Source organism: Shimwellia blattae DSM 4481 = NBRC 105725 (assembly GCF_000262305.1).
Classification (GTDB): domain Bacteria; phylum Pseudomonadota; class Gammaproteobacteria; order Enterobacterales; family Enterobacteriaceae; genus Shimwellia; species Shimwellia blattae.
Map to the genome: position 1 here is coordinate 3729306 of NC_017910.1, position 17303 is coordinate 3746608.

At 51.2% G+C, this 17303-nt stretch carries 15 protein-coding genes and 1 tRNA gene; 6 read left to right on the plus strand and 10 right to left on the minus strand.

What is annotated here, in order from left to right:
* Positions 1 to 21 precede the first annotated feature (21 nt).
* The 4 genes from EBL_RS17485 to EBL_RS17500 all read left to right on the plus strand — a co-directional run bounded on the left by EBL_RS17485 (position 22) and on the right by EBL_RS17500 (position 3394).
* On the plus strand, positions 22 to 597 hold the full coding sequence (locus EBL_RS17485) for a transcriptional regulator (RefSeq protein WP_002441550.1): 576 nt from the start codon (positions 22 to 24) through the stop codon (positions 595 to 597).
* Between the two features lie 320 nt (positions 598 to 917).
* On the plus strand, positions 918 to 1730 hold the full coding sequence (locus EBL_RS17490) for a DUF3100 domain-containing protein (RefSeq protein ID WP_232001878.1): 813 nt from the start codon (positions 918 to 920) through the stop codon (positions 1728 to 1730).
* 15 nt (positions 1731 to 1745) lie between these two features.
* Positions 1746 to 2204 carry a hypothetical protein gene (locus tag EBL_RS17495; RefSeq protein ID WP_002441546.1) on the plus strand — a complete coding sequence of 153 codons (459 nt, stop codon included), beginning with the start codon at positions 1746 to 1748 and terminating at the stop codon, positions 2202 to 2204.
* 17 nt (positions 2205 to 2221) lie between these two features.
* Positions 2222 to 3394, plus strand: a complete 1173-nt coding sequence (locus tag EBL_RS17500; RefSeq protein WP_002441544.1) for a M20 metallopeptidase family protein — start codon at positions 2222 to 2224, stop codon at positions 3392 to 3394.
* A 50-nt stretch (positions 3395 to 3444) separates the two neighbouring features.
* On the opposite strand, the gene tdcA is transcribed toward EBL_RS17500, so the two are convergent.
* From tdcA to EBL_RS17525, 5 genes are all read right to left on the minus strand, one after another.
* Positions 3445 to 4380 carry a transcriptional regulator TdcA gene (gene tdcA / locus EBL_RS17505; RefSeq protein WP_337459820.1) on the minus strand — a complete coding sequence of 312 codons (936 nt, stop codon included), beginning with the start codon at positions 4378 to 4380 and terminating at the stop codon, positions 3445 to 3447.
* Between the two features lie 1026 nt (positions 4381 to 5406).
* Positions 5407 to 5952, minus strand: a complete 546-nt coding sequence (locus EBL_RS17510; protein ID WP_002441538.1) for a hypothetical protein — start codon at positions 5950 to 5952, stop codon at positions 5407 to 5409.
* On the minus strand, positions 5952 to 6482 hold the full coding sequence (locus EBL_RS17515; protein WP_002441537.1) for a hypothetical protein: 531 nt from the start codon (positions 6480 to 6482) through the stop codon (positions 5952 to 5954). The genes EBL_RS17510 and EBL_RS17515 overlap by 1 nt, the downstream gene beginning before the upstream one ends.
* Positions 6482 to 8191, minus strand: coding sequence for a LysM peptidoglycan-binding domain-containing protein (locus EBL_RS17520; protein WP_002441535.1), 1710 nt, complete (start codon positions 8189 to 8191; stop codon positions 6482 to 6484). Before EBL_RS17520 ends, EBL_RS17515 begins: the two co-directional genes overlap by 1 nt.
* Positions 8191 to 10542, minus strand: coding sequence for a type VI secretion system Vgr family protein (locus EBL_RS17525; protein WP_002441533.1), 2352 nt, complete (start codon positions 10540 to 10542; stop codon positions 8191 to 8193). The genes EBL_RS17520 and EBL_RS17525 overlap by 1 nt, the downstream gene beginning before the upstream one ends.
* A 322-nt stretch (positions 10543 to 10864) precedes the next feature.
* On the opposite strand from EBL_RS17525, the gene EBL_RS17530 reads away from it, so the two are divergent.
* Positions 10865 to 10940, plus strand: a tRNA-Phe gene (locus EBL_RS17530).
* Positions 10941 to 10992: 52 nt separating this feature from the next.
* Here the strand turns inward: EBL_RS17530 and EBL_RS17535 are convergent.
* Both EBL_RS17535 and EBL_RS17540 read right to left on the minus strand, forming a co-directional pair.
* The gene (locus tag EBL_RS17535) at positions 10993 to 12174 is read right to left on the minus strand and encodes an MFS transporter (protein WP_002441531.1); all 1182 of its coding nucleotides are present in this window, start codon (positions 12172 to 12174) and stop codon (positions 10993 to 10995) included.
* 88 nt (positions 12175 to 12262) lie between these two features.
* A complete protein-coding gene (locus EBL_RS17540; protein WP_002441529.1) occupies positions 12263 to 13396 on the minus strand; it encodes an alpha/beta hydrolase in 1134 nt (377 codons plus the stop codon).
* 161 nt (positions 13397 to 13557) lie between these two features.
* Between EBL_RS17540 and EBL_RS17545 the strand changes: the two genes are divergently transcribed.
* Complete coding sequence (locus EBL_RS17545) at positions 13558 to 14442, plus strand: LysR family transcriptional regulator (protein WP_002441527.1); 885 nt, start codon at positions 13558 to 13560, stop codon at positions 14440 to 14442.
* Here EBL_RS17545 and EBL_RS17550 read toward each other — a convergent pair.
* Genes EBL_RS17550 through EBL_RS17560 form a run of 3 tightly spaced genes read right to left on the minus strand, consistent with a single transcriptional unit; the run spans position 14439 to position 17295 of the window.
* Positions 14439 to 15251: an ABC transporter ATP-binding protein gene (locus tag EBL_RS17550; RefSeq protein WP_002441525.1), complete on the minus strand. Its 813-nt coding sequence runs from the start codon at positions 15249 to 15251 to the stop codon at positions 14439 to 14441. The two genes, EBL_RS17545 and EBL_RS17550, sit on opposite strands and share 4 nt — an antisense overlap.
* Entirely contained in the window at positions 15248 to 16300 is a 1053-nt protein-coding gene (locus EBL_RS17555; protein ID WP_002441522.1) for a FecCD family ABC transporter permease, read from the minus strand. The genes EBL_RS17550 and EBL_RS17555 overlap by 4 nt, the downstream gene beginning before the upstream one ends.
* Entirely contained in the window at positions 16297 to 17295 is a 999-nt protein-coding gene (locus EBL_RS17560) for an ABC transporter substrate-binding protein (RefSeq protein ID WP_014716219.1), read from the minus strand. The genes EBL_RS17555 and EBL_RS17560 overlap by 4 nt, the downstream gene beginning before the upstream one ends.
* Between the last annotated feature and the right edge of the window lie 8 nt (positions 17296 to 17303).

A 17303-nucleotide genomic window follows, 5' to 3' on the forward strand; every position in this document is an offset into this window, starting at 1 on the left:
GAGAAAACAGAGGATATTAACGTGCAACGCGAAGAAACATTAGAGCTTGCTCTGCAAGTCCTTGAGCATCAAGGGATTGCGAATACAACGCTGGAGATGGTGGCCCGGGAAGCAGATCTGCCACGAGACGAAATACGCCGCTTCTGGCCAGATACTGAAGCCCTGCTGTATGACGCACTGCGTTACCACAGCCAGCAAATCGAAGCCTGGCGGCGCCAGGTTTTTTATGATGAAAACCTCAGCGCCCACAGTAAACTCCTGGCCCGCTATGAGGGGCTCACGAACAGTGTGCGCAATCAGCGCTACCCCGGTTGCCTGTTTGTGGCGGCCTGTAGCTTTTTCCCGGATGCCGCACACCCGATCCATCAACTGGCTAATCAGCAAAAACGGGCCGCATGGGAGTTTACCCACTCGCTGTTAACCCAGCTGGAGGTCGACGACCCGGCCATGGTGGCTGAGCAGATGGAGCTGGTGCTGGAAGGCTGTCTGAGCCGCCTGCTGGTCAAACGCAGCCAGGCAGACGTCGACACCGCCCGCCATCTGGCCGAGGATATTTTGCGCTTTGCCTGCTGCCGCACCGCTGGCGCCCTGGGGTGATCCCTGCCTGCGGATACAGCCCCCTTTCCTGCGGTAACGCACTGCCGTTACCGCAAGATCCTCCCCCGGAATAATTGTGACTTCCCTCTCATTTCCCCGCCCTTTGCCACAGCGCATTTTATTCTTCATACAAATTATGTGACGCAGATTTGAAAACGATAAAACCATTTAAAATCAACAACATAAAATAACTTATGCTATTTTATTTTGATAAATATCAAAATTAATCCCCTCCCCATACATTCGCTGTATACCCTAAAAGCAAAACGAATTATTGCTTTTTTTTGTTCCTGATAGGCTCAGATAAATAAAATCAACGAGTGAGTTTATTTATGAGCTTCCTAAAATCAAACCAGGCACTTTGTGTACTGATTGTTGCGGCTGGTGTCATTACTGCAATATCAGAATCTATCGGTGTTATTCGAGTAACCGCGTTTGGTGTTAAATTCAGTTTATTACCGATGCTCTACGCCGTTATTATTGGTGTGTTAGCTACGCCGGATCTGGCGGGTAAACTTTTTAAGCCGCTGGGCAAGGTACTTAACCACGACACAATAAAAATCACCGGTAATGTTGTTATGATTTCGTTATTACCGCTGGGTGTTAAATATGGCACATTAGTAGGCCCTAATGTTGCAGAAGTGATCAAAGCCGGCCCGGCACTGGTTCTGCAGGAGCTGGGAAACTTAGGTTCAGTAATTATCGCCATGCCGCTGGCTATTTTACTCGGTATGCGCAGGGAAGCCGTTGGTGCCTGCTCCAGTATTTCCCGTGAACCCTCACTGGGGGTAATTGGTGAGAAATACGGTATTAATAGCCCGGAAGGGACTGGCGTGCTCGGCACCTATATTGTCGGTAGCGTTATTGGTACGGTATTTTTCGGTATTATCAGCCCGATTGGTCTTAACTTCGGCCTGCATCCGCTGGCGCTGGCTGTGGCCTGTGGCCTGGGCTCCGGGAGCATGATGGCTGCCGCCTCTGCCTCTCTGGCTAACGCCGTACCGGACATGTCAGGGCAGATTCTGGCCTTCGCCGCCACCAGTAATATGCTGGCCGCCGTAACGGGTATGTACGCCCTGATTTTCCTCGCCCTACCGCTGAGCAACTTCATCTATAAACTTCTGCGTAAATAACGGCAGGTGAATACTATGAATATCAAAACATTTTCTGATAACACTAAAATTATTATTCCCTGTATTGCTCTGGTGCTTGTTGCGCAGGCAGTAGGTAAGGGAATGTCAGCCTGGGAAGCACTGCCCGGCGCACTGGTCATGTTTGTAATTATTATCGCGTCATTACAGATAAAAGACTGGCTGCCTAAATTACCGCTTCCTGCTTTTGCCTGGGCCACGCTGCTGGCGTTATTACTCAGCATGCCATATTCCCCGGTGGGCCCGGTATTTATGAAGCTGACCGATAAAATTGATTTTTTGTCCACCACGACGCCGCTATTAGCCTTCGCCGGATTATCCGTAGGTAATAGTCTGGATAAACTGAAATCGTTAAGCTGGAAAATTGTCATTATCTCTCTGGTGGTATTTACCAGCGCATTCTTTGGCGCTGCGCTTGTTGCCCAGACCATCCTGAAATTCCAGCATATTATTTAAGAAATTCGGAGTACCAAATGAAAGATTATACCTTATCAGATAAGTTAAAATATCTTGAAGATTTTAGTAAACAGGTTCGCCATCATTTGCATACCATTCCGGAGGCATCCGGGGTGGAATATAAAACATCCGAATACTGCAAAAAAATGATGCAATCCTTTGGCTACAAGATTGTGGAATACCCGGGCTATACCGGTTTCCATGCGGATCTGGATATCGATCCGCAGATGAAAAGGATCGCCTTCCGTGCCGATATGGACGGGCTGGAAATGCCGGACATGACAGACACGGACTATAAATCAGTCCATGACAATATGGCCCATAACTGCGGCCATGACTCCCACATGACAGTCGCGCTGACCGCTGCGCGCTTCCTGGCTGAGCACCCTGAAGAGCTGCGCTTCAATGTGCGCTTTATCTTCCAGATGGCGGAAGAGGATATGCGCGTGCCGGGGGCAGAGACCATGGTCGCCGGGGGCTGTGTGAACGGGGTGGATGAAATCTATGCCCTGCATAATGATGCCTCGCTGGAAGTGGGCTCCATTAACGTTAACGACAATATTATGTCATCCTGGGGGGCCGCCTGGACGCTGGACGTTAACGGGGTTTCCGCCCACGGCTCCACCCCGCAGAAAGGCCGGGACGCGATCCGCGAAGTGGTGCGTATTATTGACGACCTCGACTATATCGTCGCCAAAAAGACCAACCCGTTCAGCCCGGCAGTCTTTGGCTGCGGCATGATACACGGCGGCACCGTGCCGAATGCTATCCCGGACTATGTCCAGGCCCGTGGGACAATCCGCTCCATGGATGAAGAGACAGATACCATTCTGAAAAACAGCCTGACCTCCATCATGGCCGAAAGCGCATTACGCGGCTTTAAAACCAATATGGTCTGCACCGGTTATCCTGCGGTGATTAACCATAAATATGCTTATCAGCGTATTGTTGACAGCGCTTCCGGTGTTCTGACCCGCATCAATAAGACCTGCAAACCCATGACCGGGAGTGAAGACTTCAGCTATATGATCAACGCGGTGCCGGAGAAGAAAGGCGCGCTGTTCTTCCTGGCCAGCGGCTGTGCGGAAAAAGGGATTAATAACTACCTGCACTCAAACCCTTATTATCTTGATGACGACTGCCTGCTGATTGGTGCCCAGATTTTCGTTAACCTGGCCACCCATGCCTGATAAAAAAAGGATGCATCTTAACGGATGCATCCTTTTTGACTTCCCCGCGACTATTTTCCCCATGCGCTTACTGAGCAGCGGTCTTTAATAATCGCCATAAATTTATCCAGCAGATCGGAAGAGATGCTTTTCTTCTCCCAGACAAAATAATAGTCGGCAACCGGCATTTTTTCTTCTATGGCTATTTCATGCAGGGACAGTTTTTTATTTCTCCCCTCACCCATCGGGCTGGCCAGCACGGTCACATAATTAGCACAGGTCACCAGGTTAAGAATAGATGAGATGGAATCTGTTCTTATTGCGGAATCAACATCAATACCATGATCTTTCAGGAAGGTGTTCAGATTATAGTAATAGCCAAGGCTCGTTTCCGGTAATACCCATTTTGCGGATTTCAGCTCAGCAATGCTCTTCACGCGGGCGAAGGGGTTCAGCGCAGATGAGAACACTGAAAACCGGCTCTGGAAGAGCTTTTCAGCACTGTATTCGTAGGGCAGCTCATCGTTTAAGAGTGTGCCTATCGCGCAGTCGATATCACCGGTGCTCAGCAGCGGCAGCAGGCTCGATAACTGCCCTTCATAGATATGCACGGCCACATTCTGGTTATTCTTCTTAAACTCGTTAATCACTTCCGGGAAAATGGTGTACCCCACCAGTGATGAATACCCCAGCGAGAATTTCTGATTATCCTTCCCGAACTCTTTGCGGATTTCAGAAATGGACTTCTGCATGCCGTTTATGTAACTCAGAACCCGGCTGTGAAAAATATTCCCGGCACGGTTAAGAAATACGCCGGAGTTCGTCCGGTCAAACAGCGGCATCCCCATATAAATTTCAAGCTCTTTGATGATTCTGGTTACCGAGGGCTGGGTCATATTTAATTTTTTTGAGGCGTTCATTATCCCGCCGCACCTTGCCACCTCCAGAAAAACCAGCAAACTTTTATTTTTGGGTAAATCATTCATATTCTCACCAGAGGACAACATTTATATAACGGTGATTATAAAAAATATCTATCTGAGAGAAAGTGATCCCTATCACCCTGACCAGGCGATATTTTAACGGATAATTTAAATAAAACTTAAAATCAGTCAGATAGCGAGAATTTTTAGAAAAATTACTAATTTCAGATAAAATAAAATGATAAATAATTGTTATTTATTTAGCGGTATTACGTTTGAAAAATACCATGGCGGGATAGAAAATCCGAAAAAGAGCCCCTATCCTCTCCATCGCCGGGGCAGCACCACCACTGCGGCCACTTTTCCCGCAACCTGGCGCAAAATCGAGCAAACAGTCATTTTTCACAGAAATACCGTTGACGCCTCAGGACGATTCAGGTTTAACCCAGTCATACCGAGCTCCATAGTCCGCTGAATAATGGAAATTTTTTCCTGTGCTGTACGACACCACCACTTAGGCCCTGATACCACTTCATCCATATTATTATTCTGACTGGTGTTCAACATAGTTAAAAACTATCTCTTATTTTAAGAGGGAAAGGTGTCTGGTGATCTATGGGGTCAGTCTAAATACCATAACAATGATTCCCTCATAAAAGTATAACTTGTGAGCAATAGCCAGTTACTGGCGATAATAAAAAAACATTCCAGTTTTGCATGAACTTTTTACTTTTTGAGATAAAATAATAACTGTTCACCTTCGTCATAAGTAAGTATCTCATTTCCAATATGCTCCAGAATATACATATCTAATTTTACGCTCTGAAGTCTGGTTAGATTTCCCTAAAAGAATAAAAAAGAGAACACAAACACAATAAAATGGAAATGAATTGAAGGTAATCACCAATACCCTGGAGCAATATCCATTCGGTTGTAGATTTACATCACAGGCTTTTCCAGCACTTATTCATTCTTTTTCAATAAATCCTGATAAATTTTCTGAGATTATTATAGGCATGCACTTTAATTTCTCCATTTAACCATGAAGTTAATATACCTCTTCATTGTGTTTATTATTGAAGGTAGAATTAGTTATCTGCAATAATTTATCTAATTCCTCTCACTTTCAGAACCGTTATCGATCATGCTCACATGACCGTTTTCATATTTAAAACGAGATCCATCATCAAAGGCAATAACTGCATTTTTTTGTCCCCAGGATACCCATTTTATCGGCGCATCATAATCAGCAGGTGGGTAAAATTCATTTGAGACCACAACATTATCATCAGAAAAATCAAATATCCTATATGCTCTGTATCGATACAAATCACCATATTTAGGATCAGTGGTTATATATTGTGGCGTGTTGAAGTCATAATAAACAACAAATTTACTCATGCCTCCCGTTTTTTTATCGTCAGAATAAAACCACCCATCTTGATCCCATCCAATCTGACTGCTGTCATTTTTAAATATTTCCACTCCATTCAATAAAACGCGTGACTGCTTATCTTTTTCTTCTTTTCCCCAAATATATTTTATTTTATCTGGTGTTGTGGTAAAACACTTTGTTGAGTTCGCTGGACATTTTTCAAATGCATATGATGCGAAAGAGACCATCACTAAGAATACTACAATAGTACGAAAAATCATTATTTTTCACCTCCATTTATTTTCTCTATACCTTTATCGATCATACTCACATTGCCTTTTTCATATTTGAACCGAGATCCATCACCAAAGGCAATAACTACGTTCTTTTGTCCCCAGGATACCCATTTTATCGGCGCATCATAATCCGCAGGTGGATAAAATTCATTTGATATCACAACTTTTTCCCCCGAGAAGTCAAATAACCGATATGCTTTATGTCGGTACAAATCTCCATACTTAGGATCGGTTGTTATATATTGTTTGGTGTTGAATTTATAATAAACGATCAACTTGCTTATATTGTTTTTCTTATCCAAAACGCGTCCATCACCGATAACATTCTCACCGATTTGGTAACTATCTATTTTAAAAACCTCTGTTCCATTAAGTAATATTCGCGATTGTTTATCTTTTACTCCTTGCCCCCAAATATATTCCAGTTTGCCTAGAGTTGTGGTAGAGCATTTTTCAAATGCATATGACGCGGAAGATACTATCACTAAGAATACTACAATAGTACGAAAAATCATTACGCTGTATCTCCCTTTATCTTTTCTATTACGTTTTCTAAACTGCCTGATTCTTGTTTTTCTGTGAATTCTATCTTGGGGCAATAAAAATTTTCAAGGTTAATACTTTTATCAATGTAATAGGATAACCACATCCGATGTCCTTTTATATAACTACCGTTATTATCTGGAATGTTTGTATACCAAGCAGCCTTTTTCGCCCCAACCTGCGCCACCAGTAATTTATGCGCACTTTCTTCCGTTATGGTTTTTCTGATAAAGCGTTTCGCATCACCCAGCCCCAGATGATGAGTCAGATAAAATATTTTGGCTTTCTCCGCATCATTTAACGTATCCACGTTATAACCCGCATCCCGTAGCTTCGCGAGATTATACAGCCCGTAATCTACTGCCGCCATAATGATAAACTCCGGCTCAAAGCGCAGATTAAGCCATGCCTGAAGCGCTTTTGTCGCATGGGGTGGGTAAGGCGTTATCCCTCTGAGCAACCGATTATCGATAATCTGTTGTTTTGTCCACCAGGTATCCGGCGCTATCTCAAACATCGGCAAGATGATTTGCCGATGGGTTTTAGGATGATATTCAATATTATTCAGTACATCCCGCTTTGGCTTATCTGCCAGTACGCCTCTTTCTCTGGCCTTCTGATTCAGATAAGTTCCTGCGCGGAAGGTTTCATCAAGCCAGGTGACATTTAAAAACTGCGTCATACCTGCAGCTGAACTGGCATAAATAACTACTCCTTCGGCTGATTCGCCCCGTTGCTCTTTTAATGCCTTCGCGGCTTTGGTTTTCCCCCGGCTTATTGCCACTGAATCTTTATTCCACACCCCTTTTATCTGGGCGGATTCAGCATTAATGACGGCAGCGATGCTTTGCGGAATAATGCCACTGCGCTCTGATGCCGCTATAATCTGATCCCAGTAATTCAGATTGCGTCCTAAATGAAGATCATATTGGTTCGGACAGGTATGATTTATCTGAATAACCGGATTACCCCTGCTGTCTCTTCCGCTAACAACAGTATTGACTGGGTGCTTATCAAGATCAATGCGGCCTGCACGGTCTTTGATGGGTTCAGTCACGCCCTTTATCCGAACTTTCGGGCTGGTCAGTCTGATGTCATTTTTTCCCTCTGACGGCGTAAATTTCGCCACCTCCCTGGCACCATGTGCGCCATTGACGAAAACGCGGGTCTCCTCTGCTTTCGCCATAACATAATCCTGAATGTTACCCAGTTCATCTGTCACCGATTCAAACACTTCGCCCGCCGCCGACTCGATTCTGACCTTCAACTTTTGCAGCGGTTTTTCTATCAAATCTTCAAAGGCAAAAGAAAGCAAACATGAAGTATCAGCCTGTGCTGCCAGTCTTGCGACCTCCACCTGACTCAAGCGGTACTGTCGAACAGGTAGTTTGAGCACCTGTCCCGGAAAAATAAGCGACGAACTGCGGAGATGATTAAACTTTGCCAGTTCTTTAACGGTGCAACCATGCTCCTGCGCTATTTCACTGAGCGAATCACCAAACTGTACAGTTACTTCGGTTACTGACGGGTTGGGTAATACGGTACAGTCCAGCGTCATTGGCTTTTCTTTGGGATCAACTACACAGCGCCATTCAGCCGACCAGCCCAGCAGACCATCAAATTTACGGGGCATCACATCTGCTTCCGGAAATATCGGTAAATAATGATCTTCTCTTGCCATTATTCATCTTCCTCCGGCATAAATTTAAATACAGGCGTGCTTTTTGCCTCGCCGTCCTTTCCGCTGGCAATGGAGATGAACTGTTTAAGGGCGTTCCCCATTGCAGGTAAATCAAGCGGCATGACCGCGGGAGCACAGAGCCCGAAGCGTTTAACCTTGCGTGTATATGTCCCCATTGTGCCGTATTCAATTTTTCCGGCTTCAATTTTCAGGTAGCTGCCGCCACCGATCAGCGTGATACGCTTTTTGCCCTGAAACAGTATTTCACTCATGGATGCGATGCTGAGCCTCTGCTCTGCGCTGATATGCATAGCCCCGTTCTGCGCCTGAACCTGTACCGGGCCTTCTCCCGAAATCAGGCTCAGCTTGCCCGTGTGGGCGAACATGCCAAGGGATTCTCCGGCAAGTAGGGTCGTGTTGCCCACTGACCCGCTGCTGATATCGCCCCCGGCATTCATGGCGATATTGCCTGCTGCCGCCAGTTGCATATGTTCGCCACTGGTAAACGCCACACCTTCAGGGCCATGGAAGTGAATCATTTCGTGCAAGTCCCGGAATCGCTCCGCAAACATCGCCTGCTGGCTGGCAATATCGGCCTCCAGCGCCTGCACCTGTGCAGCCGCGAGAGACAAGGCTTTGATTTGCTGCTGACAGAGTTCAATCTCATGCAGTGCGGTATCCATATCCAGCACATCGCCAGCGGCTTTCGTCTGCCCGTCAGCGGTGACAAGCAACCCTTTTGAGACACGAATTACGCCATATTCATCGGTGCGTAGTTCAAAGCCAGAGCCTCGCTGTTTGCCCTGTTCATCAGTAATATGGCCCTGATTAAGCTGTGACGCGCCATACGGGGTGGTCAGTGCAATATGCTCTTCACCCCGTAGATCCTCCATTCGCAACGTATTCCCCCCAGCTGTACGCAGAATGTTCTGGCTGTGGTTATCACGATAAACAACGTCGACGTGTTCTGAGTCATGAAAGGCATGCGCGATATAGGGACGGTCAGGGTCACCATAGTGAAACGCGACTCCCACTTCCGTACCGGCTACCAGAGGCATATGCCAGCCGTAATTATCACCGGCCACGGGTTTCATCATACGCAGCCACGGATAAGCAAACCCAGGCTCACACTCTTCCAGATTAAAATCCATCCGCACTCGATAGCGTCCTGACTCGTCAAGATGTGCATATGGATCATTCTTTTCGCGGCTTTCCACCCGACCCGGTATCGTACCGTGAACTTCGGGACGGGAAATTTCAGTGGGTCGGAAACAATATTCTTCCCGGTACGGCATACCCCAGACAGACACATACAGGCGCGTGTCCCGTGAGCCACGATATGATACAAAGGCGATAATCACCCCGTTTTTAACGTCGTCCAGGTTTGCACCAGCCGGGTCAATCACCATCCCCGGACTCAACCAGTACGCGTTACTGAACAGATGAAGGTAAGCCGATTTATTCAACTCACGCTCATGGCGAATGCGGGCATAAAAAGCACCGCTTTCGCTTGCAGGCTCCGGATCGGTATCCTCTCCGGCCTCAAGATAAGGCTCTGTATAACGATAATGCTCACCTGTTGTCACGGCTGGAGAACGCACTGAGACAGTAGCATCCATCGGCTCCTGTGCTATTCGATGATTATAGTGACGGGTTGACACCTTACCCGTCACTACCTTGTGCCATGTACGCACACCCCAGCAACAGAGTTCCGCACCATCATACAGGCCGGAAGGTTCATGATAGGGCAGGCTACCGTTAAAGATATAGTGAAGCTGACTGTCCCCAAAGACCGTAACATCAAGCTCTGTGACGTCATTCATCTCCTGACGAAACCAGATACCTACCTCGGACAGGATGCGCCGAATAAACTGAAGGTCAGTTTCACGCCACTGGGTTATCAGCTCACGGACCGGATAATCTCGGGAAAGTTTAAAATCAAAATCAGCGCCCTCCAGACCATGATGACGCAATACCTGTTCAACCACTTCTGGTACAGAAAGATTCTGATAAATCGCACAGCGCCGGGAGCAGGAGAGTAAAGCGAGGCGAGATTCCAGGGTAACTGCATAATGTAACTGATCAGCAGTTGAAGAAAGCCATTCAAGACCCGTAATGATGCCATGAACAACTTTGCAGCCTCTCATGCTGAAACTGGCGTATTTCAAAAGGACATCTTCGCCCTGAACTTGCTGTGAGGTGGTGAACTCAATTCGCCATGAAAAAGGTTTACTCAGAGCCTCCGTTCCCCTGAACCGTAATACATCAGGTTTGACGGTACTGGCATTGATATCCAGTACGTAGCGGGATAAGGAGCCTTTCCCGGTGAATGCAGCATGATCCGTCAACATAATTTATCCTGAATGAAGTAAATCCCCAGGGAAAGCCCATCCTGATCAAGTGGTTATTGTTTTTTTACTAACCGGGAAACACAAGTAATCAGCAAGTTACATGTATCATGTGATAAGCAGTACAGGCTTTGTTTATGGTGCAATACCTCAGACATACACAAAAAGAGCTTCAAAGATGCGCTAAGGTAGAGTTCTGATAGATATTACAAGACTAATGTTTGAGCAAAACATTCACTTTTTGCTGAAAAAACACGCGTCCGAACGACTCTATGAAGATTTTCCATTGACGGAATAAAGGTAATACAGTCTAATACGCCTCGTTGCCCGGATAGCTCAGTCGGTAGAGCAGGGGATTGAAAATCCCCGTGTCCTTGGTTCGATTCCGAGTCCGGGCACCACTATTCAAAGAACCCGCCAAAAAGGCGGGTTTTTGCTTTTGGGCAAGCGATCTCACCCCCTGCGCGCCAGTCTGAATGTCAGCACCGCCGCGCACACCAGCAGCACACCGCTCAGCCCAAACGCGCTTTGCCAGCCATACTGGTCGAACATCATCCCCCCGGCCGTTGACCCCATCGCAATGGAAAGCTGAATCACGGCGACCATCAGCCCGCCTCCGGCCTCTGCCTCACCGGGCAATGTCCGGGCAAGCCATGTCCACCACCCCACCGGGGCTGCCGTGGAAACCATACCCCAGCCCGCCAGCAGGGGGGCCACCACCCAGGCGTGATGCCCCGCCAGCATTAAGATCCCGGCAATGGCCGCCATCACCAGCGGAATCGCTATCAGCACAGGCCAGAGCCTGCGGCTGAATAACGGGCTGATAACCAGCGTGCCGACAACCCCCGCCATGCCAGTGATAAGCAGCATCAGGGATAATGTACCGGCACTCACCCGGGTAACATGCTCCAGAAACGGGCGCAGATAGGTAAATAACGCAAACTGGCCCATATAAAAGCCCCCGCAGGCCAGCAAACCGAGGAGCACAACCGGGCGGCAAAGCCGCCGGTACACCCCACCCTGAGCCTTACCGGAATCAGCGGCCTTCATGGCAGGCAGGCTGAAGCCCTGCCAGAGCAACGCCACAACCGCCACTGGCACCAGGCATAAAAACGCCCCGTGCCACCCGACAGTCGTCCCCAGATAACTGCCCAGCGGCGGCGCTACCACGGTTGCCAGCGCATTACCGCTATTAAAAATAGCCAGCGCCCGGGGAACCCGGTGCGGCGGCACAAGGCGCATCGCCGTTGCCGTAGATATGGACCAGAACCCGCCAATGGCAATACCAATCAGTGCCCGTCCCACCATATAAACCGGATAACTGTGGGCCAGGGCAATCGTCACCCCCGATATGGCCATCAACGCCGTCATTCCCGACAGCAGGTATTTACGATCCAGCCGCCCGGCAATCGCCGGAAGGAGCAGGCTGGTCAGCACGGCAAAGGCACCGGAAATCGCAATGCCCCGCCCCGCCTGCCCTTCGGTTATGGCTAAATCCCGGGCAATCGGCGTCAGCAGGCTGACCGGCATAAACTCTGAGGCAATCAGAACAAAAATCGCCAGTGTCATGGCAAAAACGCCCCCCCAGTGCGCAGATACTTTCACATGGGGGGTTTCACAAACTACTTCAGACATTATTCGTCTCTCTTAATATTTCCCGGCCAGCCATACCCGCCACCCGCAATAACCGCGGGCGACAGGGTTAACTGGTCGGTGCTATCACTTATTTCAGTTTTGTTTTAAAAAACTGCTCAAACCGGGAAAACGGGATTTTTCCGGCCACGTTATCGTATAAATCCACATGGTTAGCGCCGGGCACTATCAGCAGGGTTTTATCTTTACTGCCCAGCGCGTTATAGGCGTCTTCGGCAAAGTAGCGCGAGTGGGCGTGTTCACCGGTAACAATTAACGCCGGAATGGTCATTTCACTGGCATAGCTCAGCAGCGGCATATTCATAAACGCCAGCGGCATTGTGGTATTCCATGCGCCATTCGAATTCACCGAACGCGGGTGAAAGCCCCGTGGCATCCGGTAATAATCAAAAAACTCTTTCAGCACCGGGTCAGGGTTCGCAGGTAATGTTTCCGGCAAGGCCCGGTCGGCGGCGCTGGCATGGCCACTGTTATCGACATAAATATCGTGGTTCGACTGTGCGATGGTGCCGCTTTGCGCATCCTTCCAGCGCTGGGCGTTCAGGTATCTCAGCACGATACGGCGATCGGCGGTGGAATACCGATCCTTACCGTTTCCCACCCCGTGGCCCATGGCCCGGCTCATGTCGTACATCACGCTGGTTGCCACCGCTTTCACCCGCGTATCCATGGTTGCCGCATTCAGCGCCATCCCGCCCCAGCCACAAATGCCCAGTAAACCGATACGGTCACGATCGACCTCTTTTTGCAGGCCGAGGAAATCCACCGCCGCGCTGAAATCTTCGGTATTGATATCCGGAGAGGCCACATTGCGGGGGTAGCCGCCGCTTTCACCGGTGTAGGAGGGATCAAATGCCAGCGTCACAAATCCCTGCTCTGCCAGGGTTTGCGCATACAGGCCGCTGGACTGCTCCTTCACGGCGCCAAAAGGGCCGCTGACGGCAATAGCGGCCAGTTTGCGATCGCCACGATCCACGGGAACATAAAGATCCCCGACAAGCGTAATGCCGTAGCGGTTAGGAAAGGTCACTTTACGGTGGCTCACCTTCTGGCTTTCGGCGAATGTTTTGTCCCATTTTTCAACCAGTGAAACGGGGGCATTTGGGTTAGTGGTCTCTGCATGGCTCATGGTGGTCACTCCGGTTAATGATGTACAGAGCAGCATGGCGGGTAGCGCGGCAATCAGTTTTCTGGTGAATGTCATGGTGTAAACCCCCATTAAAAACAATGTGTTGTTACAAACCGCATCCGGTAATACTGCGGTACTCTGTTTCAGTGGGGCCATTATAATGAGCAAAAATAGTGCTGATTAGCGGGGTAAAATTGCTAGAATTCATATCATTTTGTTATTAATAAGGCAGGGCGATGGCGAAGCGGGAAAACTATAACGACCTCTATCTGTTTATGCTGGTCGTGCAGGAGGGCAGCTTCACAGCGGCAGCCCGGCGGCTGGGCCTGGCGCAGTCCGGGATCAGCCGCGCCATCCGTGAACTTGAAGAGCGGCTGGGCATGCAGCTGCTGGTGCGCACCACCCGTAAGCTCTCACTCACCCAGGCGGGCGAGCAACTCTACCGGACAACCGAATCCGGGTTTAACGCACTGGATTCGGGCCTTGCCACACTGGCTTATTACCGTAATACCCCGTCGGGAACGGTGCGTATTAACGCCAGCCAGCACGCGATTGATAAAATCCTGCTGCCGAAGCTGGCAGTGTTTAAACAGCGCTACCCCGATATCCGGCTGGAGCTCATCAGCGAGAACCGCTTTGTTGATATTATCGCGCAGCGGTTTGACGCCGGTGTGCGCCTGGGGCCGGAAGTGGGCGGTGGCATGGTGGCGGTGCGCATTACGCCCGATATGGAGATGGCGGTGGTGGGCACCCCCGACCATTTTCGCCGCTATGGTTTCCCGCAAACCCCGGCAGATTTAGTGGTCCACCCCTGTATTGCCTACCAGTTCGCCGACGGCAGTCTGTACCAGTGGGAGCTGAGCCAGAACGGGAAGCACATCACCCACCACCCGCAGGGGCAGTGGGCGCTCTCAGACAGCTATATGGAGGTTGCCGCCGCCAGGGCCGGGCTCGGCCTGGCTTACGTGCCGGAGGATCTGGTCGCCGGGGATATCGCACAGGGAACGCTTATCCGGGTATTACAGCGCTACAGCCTGAAGCTGGAAGGGTCATATCTTTATTATCCTCATCGTAATGTTTCACCGGCCCTGAGGGCCGTGATTGATACGCTGAAGATCTAGCCGCGATTCAGGCGCACTGCTGGCGTCTGCCCGCAACAGGGAAGAGCCCCGTCAAGGATAACCTGGGGTTTCCCCTCAGAGCAGCGCTCAACCCGGCCACGCACTCCGTACACCCGGGCCAGCGTGTCCGGGGTTATCACCACCTCTGGCGCACCGCAGGCCACTTGATGACCATCTTTGAGCATCACAATGTAGTCCCCGTGGCGCATGGCGATATTAATATCGTGCACCACCACCACGGTAACCATATTGCGGGCCGCCGTCTCCCGGGCTATCAGCGCCATAACCTGAAACTGATAGTGCAGATCCAGGGCGCTCAGCGGCTCATCCAGCAGCAGCAGGCGCGGCTGGCGGATCAGGCACTGGGCCAGGCCCACCAGCTGCTTTTGCCCGCCGGAAAGCTGGTCAAGATAGCTCAGCGCCAGGTGGGCGATACCCAGCTGTTCGAGGATCTGCATTGCCTGCTGTTTCACGTTCTGCCCCTGCGGGCTTGCGCTGGCGCGCCGGGCGACAATCACCGATTCCAGCACATGCAAATGCACCCCCTGCGCCAGGGACTGGGGCAAAAAAACCACCTCTCTGGCCCGCGCGTGAAACGCAAGGGTCGCCAGATTTTCCGCACCAAGATACACCGCCCCCCGGGCCGGGTTCAGCCCCGCCAGGGCGCGCAGCAGTGTTGATTTGCCACAGCCGTTTGGCCCGAGCAGCACCGTCACCTGCCCCGCAGACAGCGGCGGAAGGGAAAGATCATGCAAAATTTCCCGCTTACCGTAACCGGCGCAAAGGTGCTCAATACGCAGCGCGTTCATCGCTCACTCCTCTGATGGCGGAAGATAATACTCAGGAAGAACGGCACCCCCACCAGGGAGGTCACAATGCCCACCGGGATCATCACCCCCGGGATAATATTCTTCGCGGCAATGGACGCCAGCAACAGGATCAGCGCCCCCGTCAGCAGGCTGCCGGGCAGGTAGTAGCGGTGATCTTCACCAAACAACAGGCGGGCAATATGGGGAGCCACCAGGCCAATAAAACCAATCGGCCCGACAAACGCCACCGACAAGGCAGACAACAGGCTGATGCGCAGCAGCGCGGCAAGCCGCAGGCGGCGAACATCAATGCCGAAGCTCATCGCCCGCTCTTCCCCCAGCCGCAACGCGGTCAGCTTCCAGCAGTTAAGCAGTGAAAACGGCAACACCAGAGCCAGCGCCCCCGCCAGCACCCCGAGCGTCTCCCGGGAGGCCCGCCCCAGGCTCCCCATGGTCCAGAACACCAGCCCCTGGAGGGTGTCTTCATCGGCCACAAACTGCATCACCGACACCAGCGCATTAAAGGTAAAGACCAGCGCAATACCGAACAGCACCACCCCGGCGCTCGCCATGCGGCTCCAGCGGGACACCATATCCAGCAGCAGCGCAGAGCCCATAGCAAACAAAAACGCATTGGCGGATATAAACCACTGGCCAGAAATCCCCGGAATACCGATACCCGATACAATCGCCAGCGCCGCGCCGAACGCCGCAGATGAAGAGACCCCGAGGGTAAAGGGGCTTGCCAGCGGGTTATTGAGGATGGTCTGCATCTCGGCACCGGCCAGCCCCAGCGCCATCCCCACCAGCAGCGCCATCAGGGCATAGGGCAGGCGGATCTCCAGCACAATCACCCGGGTGCTGGCGCTCACGCTGTGCGGATGGACCAGCGACGCCCACACATCCCAAAGGGACAGGCCAGACGGCCCGAGGGTAAAATCCAGCAGCAGCGATCCGGTGATCGCCACGCAGAGAAGGGCCATCACCAGCAGGCGATGGCGCAGGATCTGGCGATACCCCAGATCGATTCCGACAGAAAGTGGGCTCATTGCGGTGGGTTCAGAATAGTGTCAATTTGCGTGTCGGACAGCTGCAGGCCAAAGAACTGCCGGTAAAAGTGGCGGGTCTCGCTGCGCATATCGATATCGGTAAAGCGCTCCGGGTAGAGCATTTTCGCCAGCCACAGGAACTGCAATGCCTCTTCGCTGGTTTCCCGGCACCACCAGAACATCCCTTTTGGATTCACGTAGACCCGGTGATGGACAACCGCATCCGTTCTGGCCCACTGGGGAGAGGCGAGTATCGCCCGGGCATCGCGCTTATTCATTGCCACAATCACCTGGGGGTTGGCTGCGACCACCCGCTCCAGCGCCACCTCACCGCGCGCGCTCTTTTTGCCGTTAAACCAGTCTTCGGCCACATTGCGGGCCCCGGCCAGATCCATCCAGTCCTGGTTAAGAGATGGCCGCCCGGTGGTGATCAGCGGGCTGCCCATGCTGTGGTATACCCGCAGTTGCCGGGACGGCGCCAGACCCGCCAGACGCCGGGCAACCCGCTGGCGGTTATTTGCGAAATAGGCCTCATACTCTTGCGCTTTCTGGCGGGCATCCGGGCCGAGCACCTGCCCGGTGCTGAGCACCCGCTGGCGTAACGCAGCCAGGCTGTTCGCCGGGAACACCAGCACCCGTATCCCGGCCTGCTTTAACAGCTCAGGGCGGGGAACCGCCATATTCTGAGCGACAAATAACAGCCGGGTATTCAGGGCTATCAGCTGCTCCGGATCTATCTCATGGCTGCTGTTCACACTGATCGCCGGCACCTGGTTAATGTGCGGCAGGCTGGCCGCAAACAGCGGGATCTTTTGCGCAATGGCCGAGGTGCCGACAATATCATTGCCGTAGCCCAGCATCGTGATTATCGTGTTCTGGGCAGGCCAGGGGGAGGCTATCCGTACCGGATTGTGCTGTGGGGCCGCCCATGCGCAGCCCCCTGCCAGGGCGCAGCCTGCCAGCGCCAGCATCGCTAATTTTTTACGTATGCTCATAAAGATAC

Excerpts from the sequence above, each read along its gene's own strand:
- EBL_RS17495 (WP_002441546.1), top strand. The coding sequence starts at position 1,746 with ATGAATATCAAAACATTTTCTGATAACACTAAAATTATTATTCCCTGT.
- EBL_RS17500 (WP_002441544.1), top strand. The coding sequence starts at position 2,222 with ATGAAAGATTATACCTTATCAGATAAGTTAAAATATCTTGAAGATTTT.
- tdcA (WP_337459820.1), bottom strand. The coding sequence starts at position 4,380 with ATGTTGTCCTCTGGTGAGAATATGAATGATTTACCCAAAAATAAAAGT.
- EBL_RS17510 (WP_002441538.1), bottom strand. The coding sequence starts at position 5,952 with ATGATTTTTCGTACTATTGTAGTATTCTTAGTGATGGTCTCTTTCGCA.
- EBL_RS17515 (WP_002441537.1), bottom strand. The coding sequence starts at position 6,482 with ATGATTTTTCGTACTATTGTAGTATTCTTAGTGATAGTATCTTCCGCG.
- EBL_RS17520 (WP_002441535.1), bottom strand. The coding sequence starts at position 8,191 with ATGGCAAGAGAAGATCATTATTTACCGATATTTCCGGAAGCAGATGTG.
- EBL_RS17525 (WP_002441533.1), bottom strand. The coding sequence starts at position 10,542 with ATGTTGACGGATCATGCTGCATTCACCGGGAAAGGCTCCTTATCCCGC.
- EBL_RS17535 (WP_002441531.1), bottom strand. The coding sequence starts at position 12,174 with ATGTCTGAAGTAGTTTGTGAAACCCCCCATGTGAAAGTATCTGCGCAC.
- EBL_RS17540 (WP_002441529.1), bottom strand. The coding sequence starts at position 13,396 with ATGACATTCACCAGAAAACTGATTGCCGCGCTACCCGCCATGCTGCTC.
- EBL_RS17545 (WP_002441527.1), top strand. The coding sequence starts at position 13,558 with ATGGCGAAGCGGGAAAACTATAACGACCTCTATCTGTTTATGCTGGTC.
- EBL_RS17550 (WP_002441525.1), bottom strand. The coding sequence starts at position 15,251 with ATGAACGCGCTGCGTATTGAGCACCTTTGCGCCGGTTACGGTAAGCGG.
- EBL_RS17555 (WP_002441522.1), bottom strand. The coding sequence starts at position 16,300 with ATGAGCCCACTTTCTGTCGGAATCGATCTGGGGTATCGCCAGATCCTG.
- EBL_RS17560 (WP_014716219.1), bottom strand. The coding sequence starts at position 17,295 with ATGAGCATACGTAAAAAATTAGCGATGCTGGCGCTGGCAGGCTGCGCC.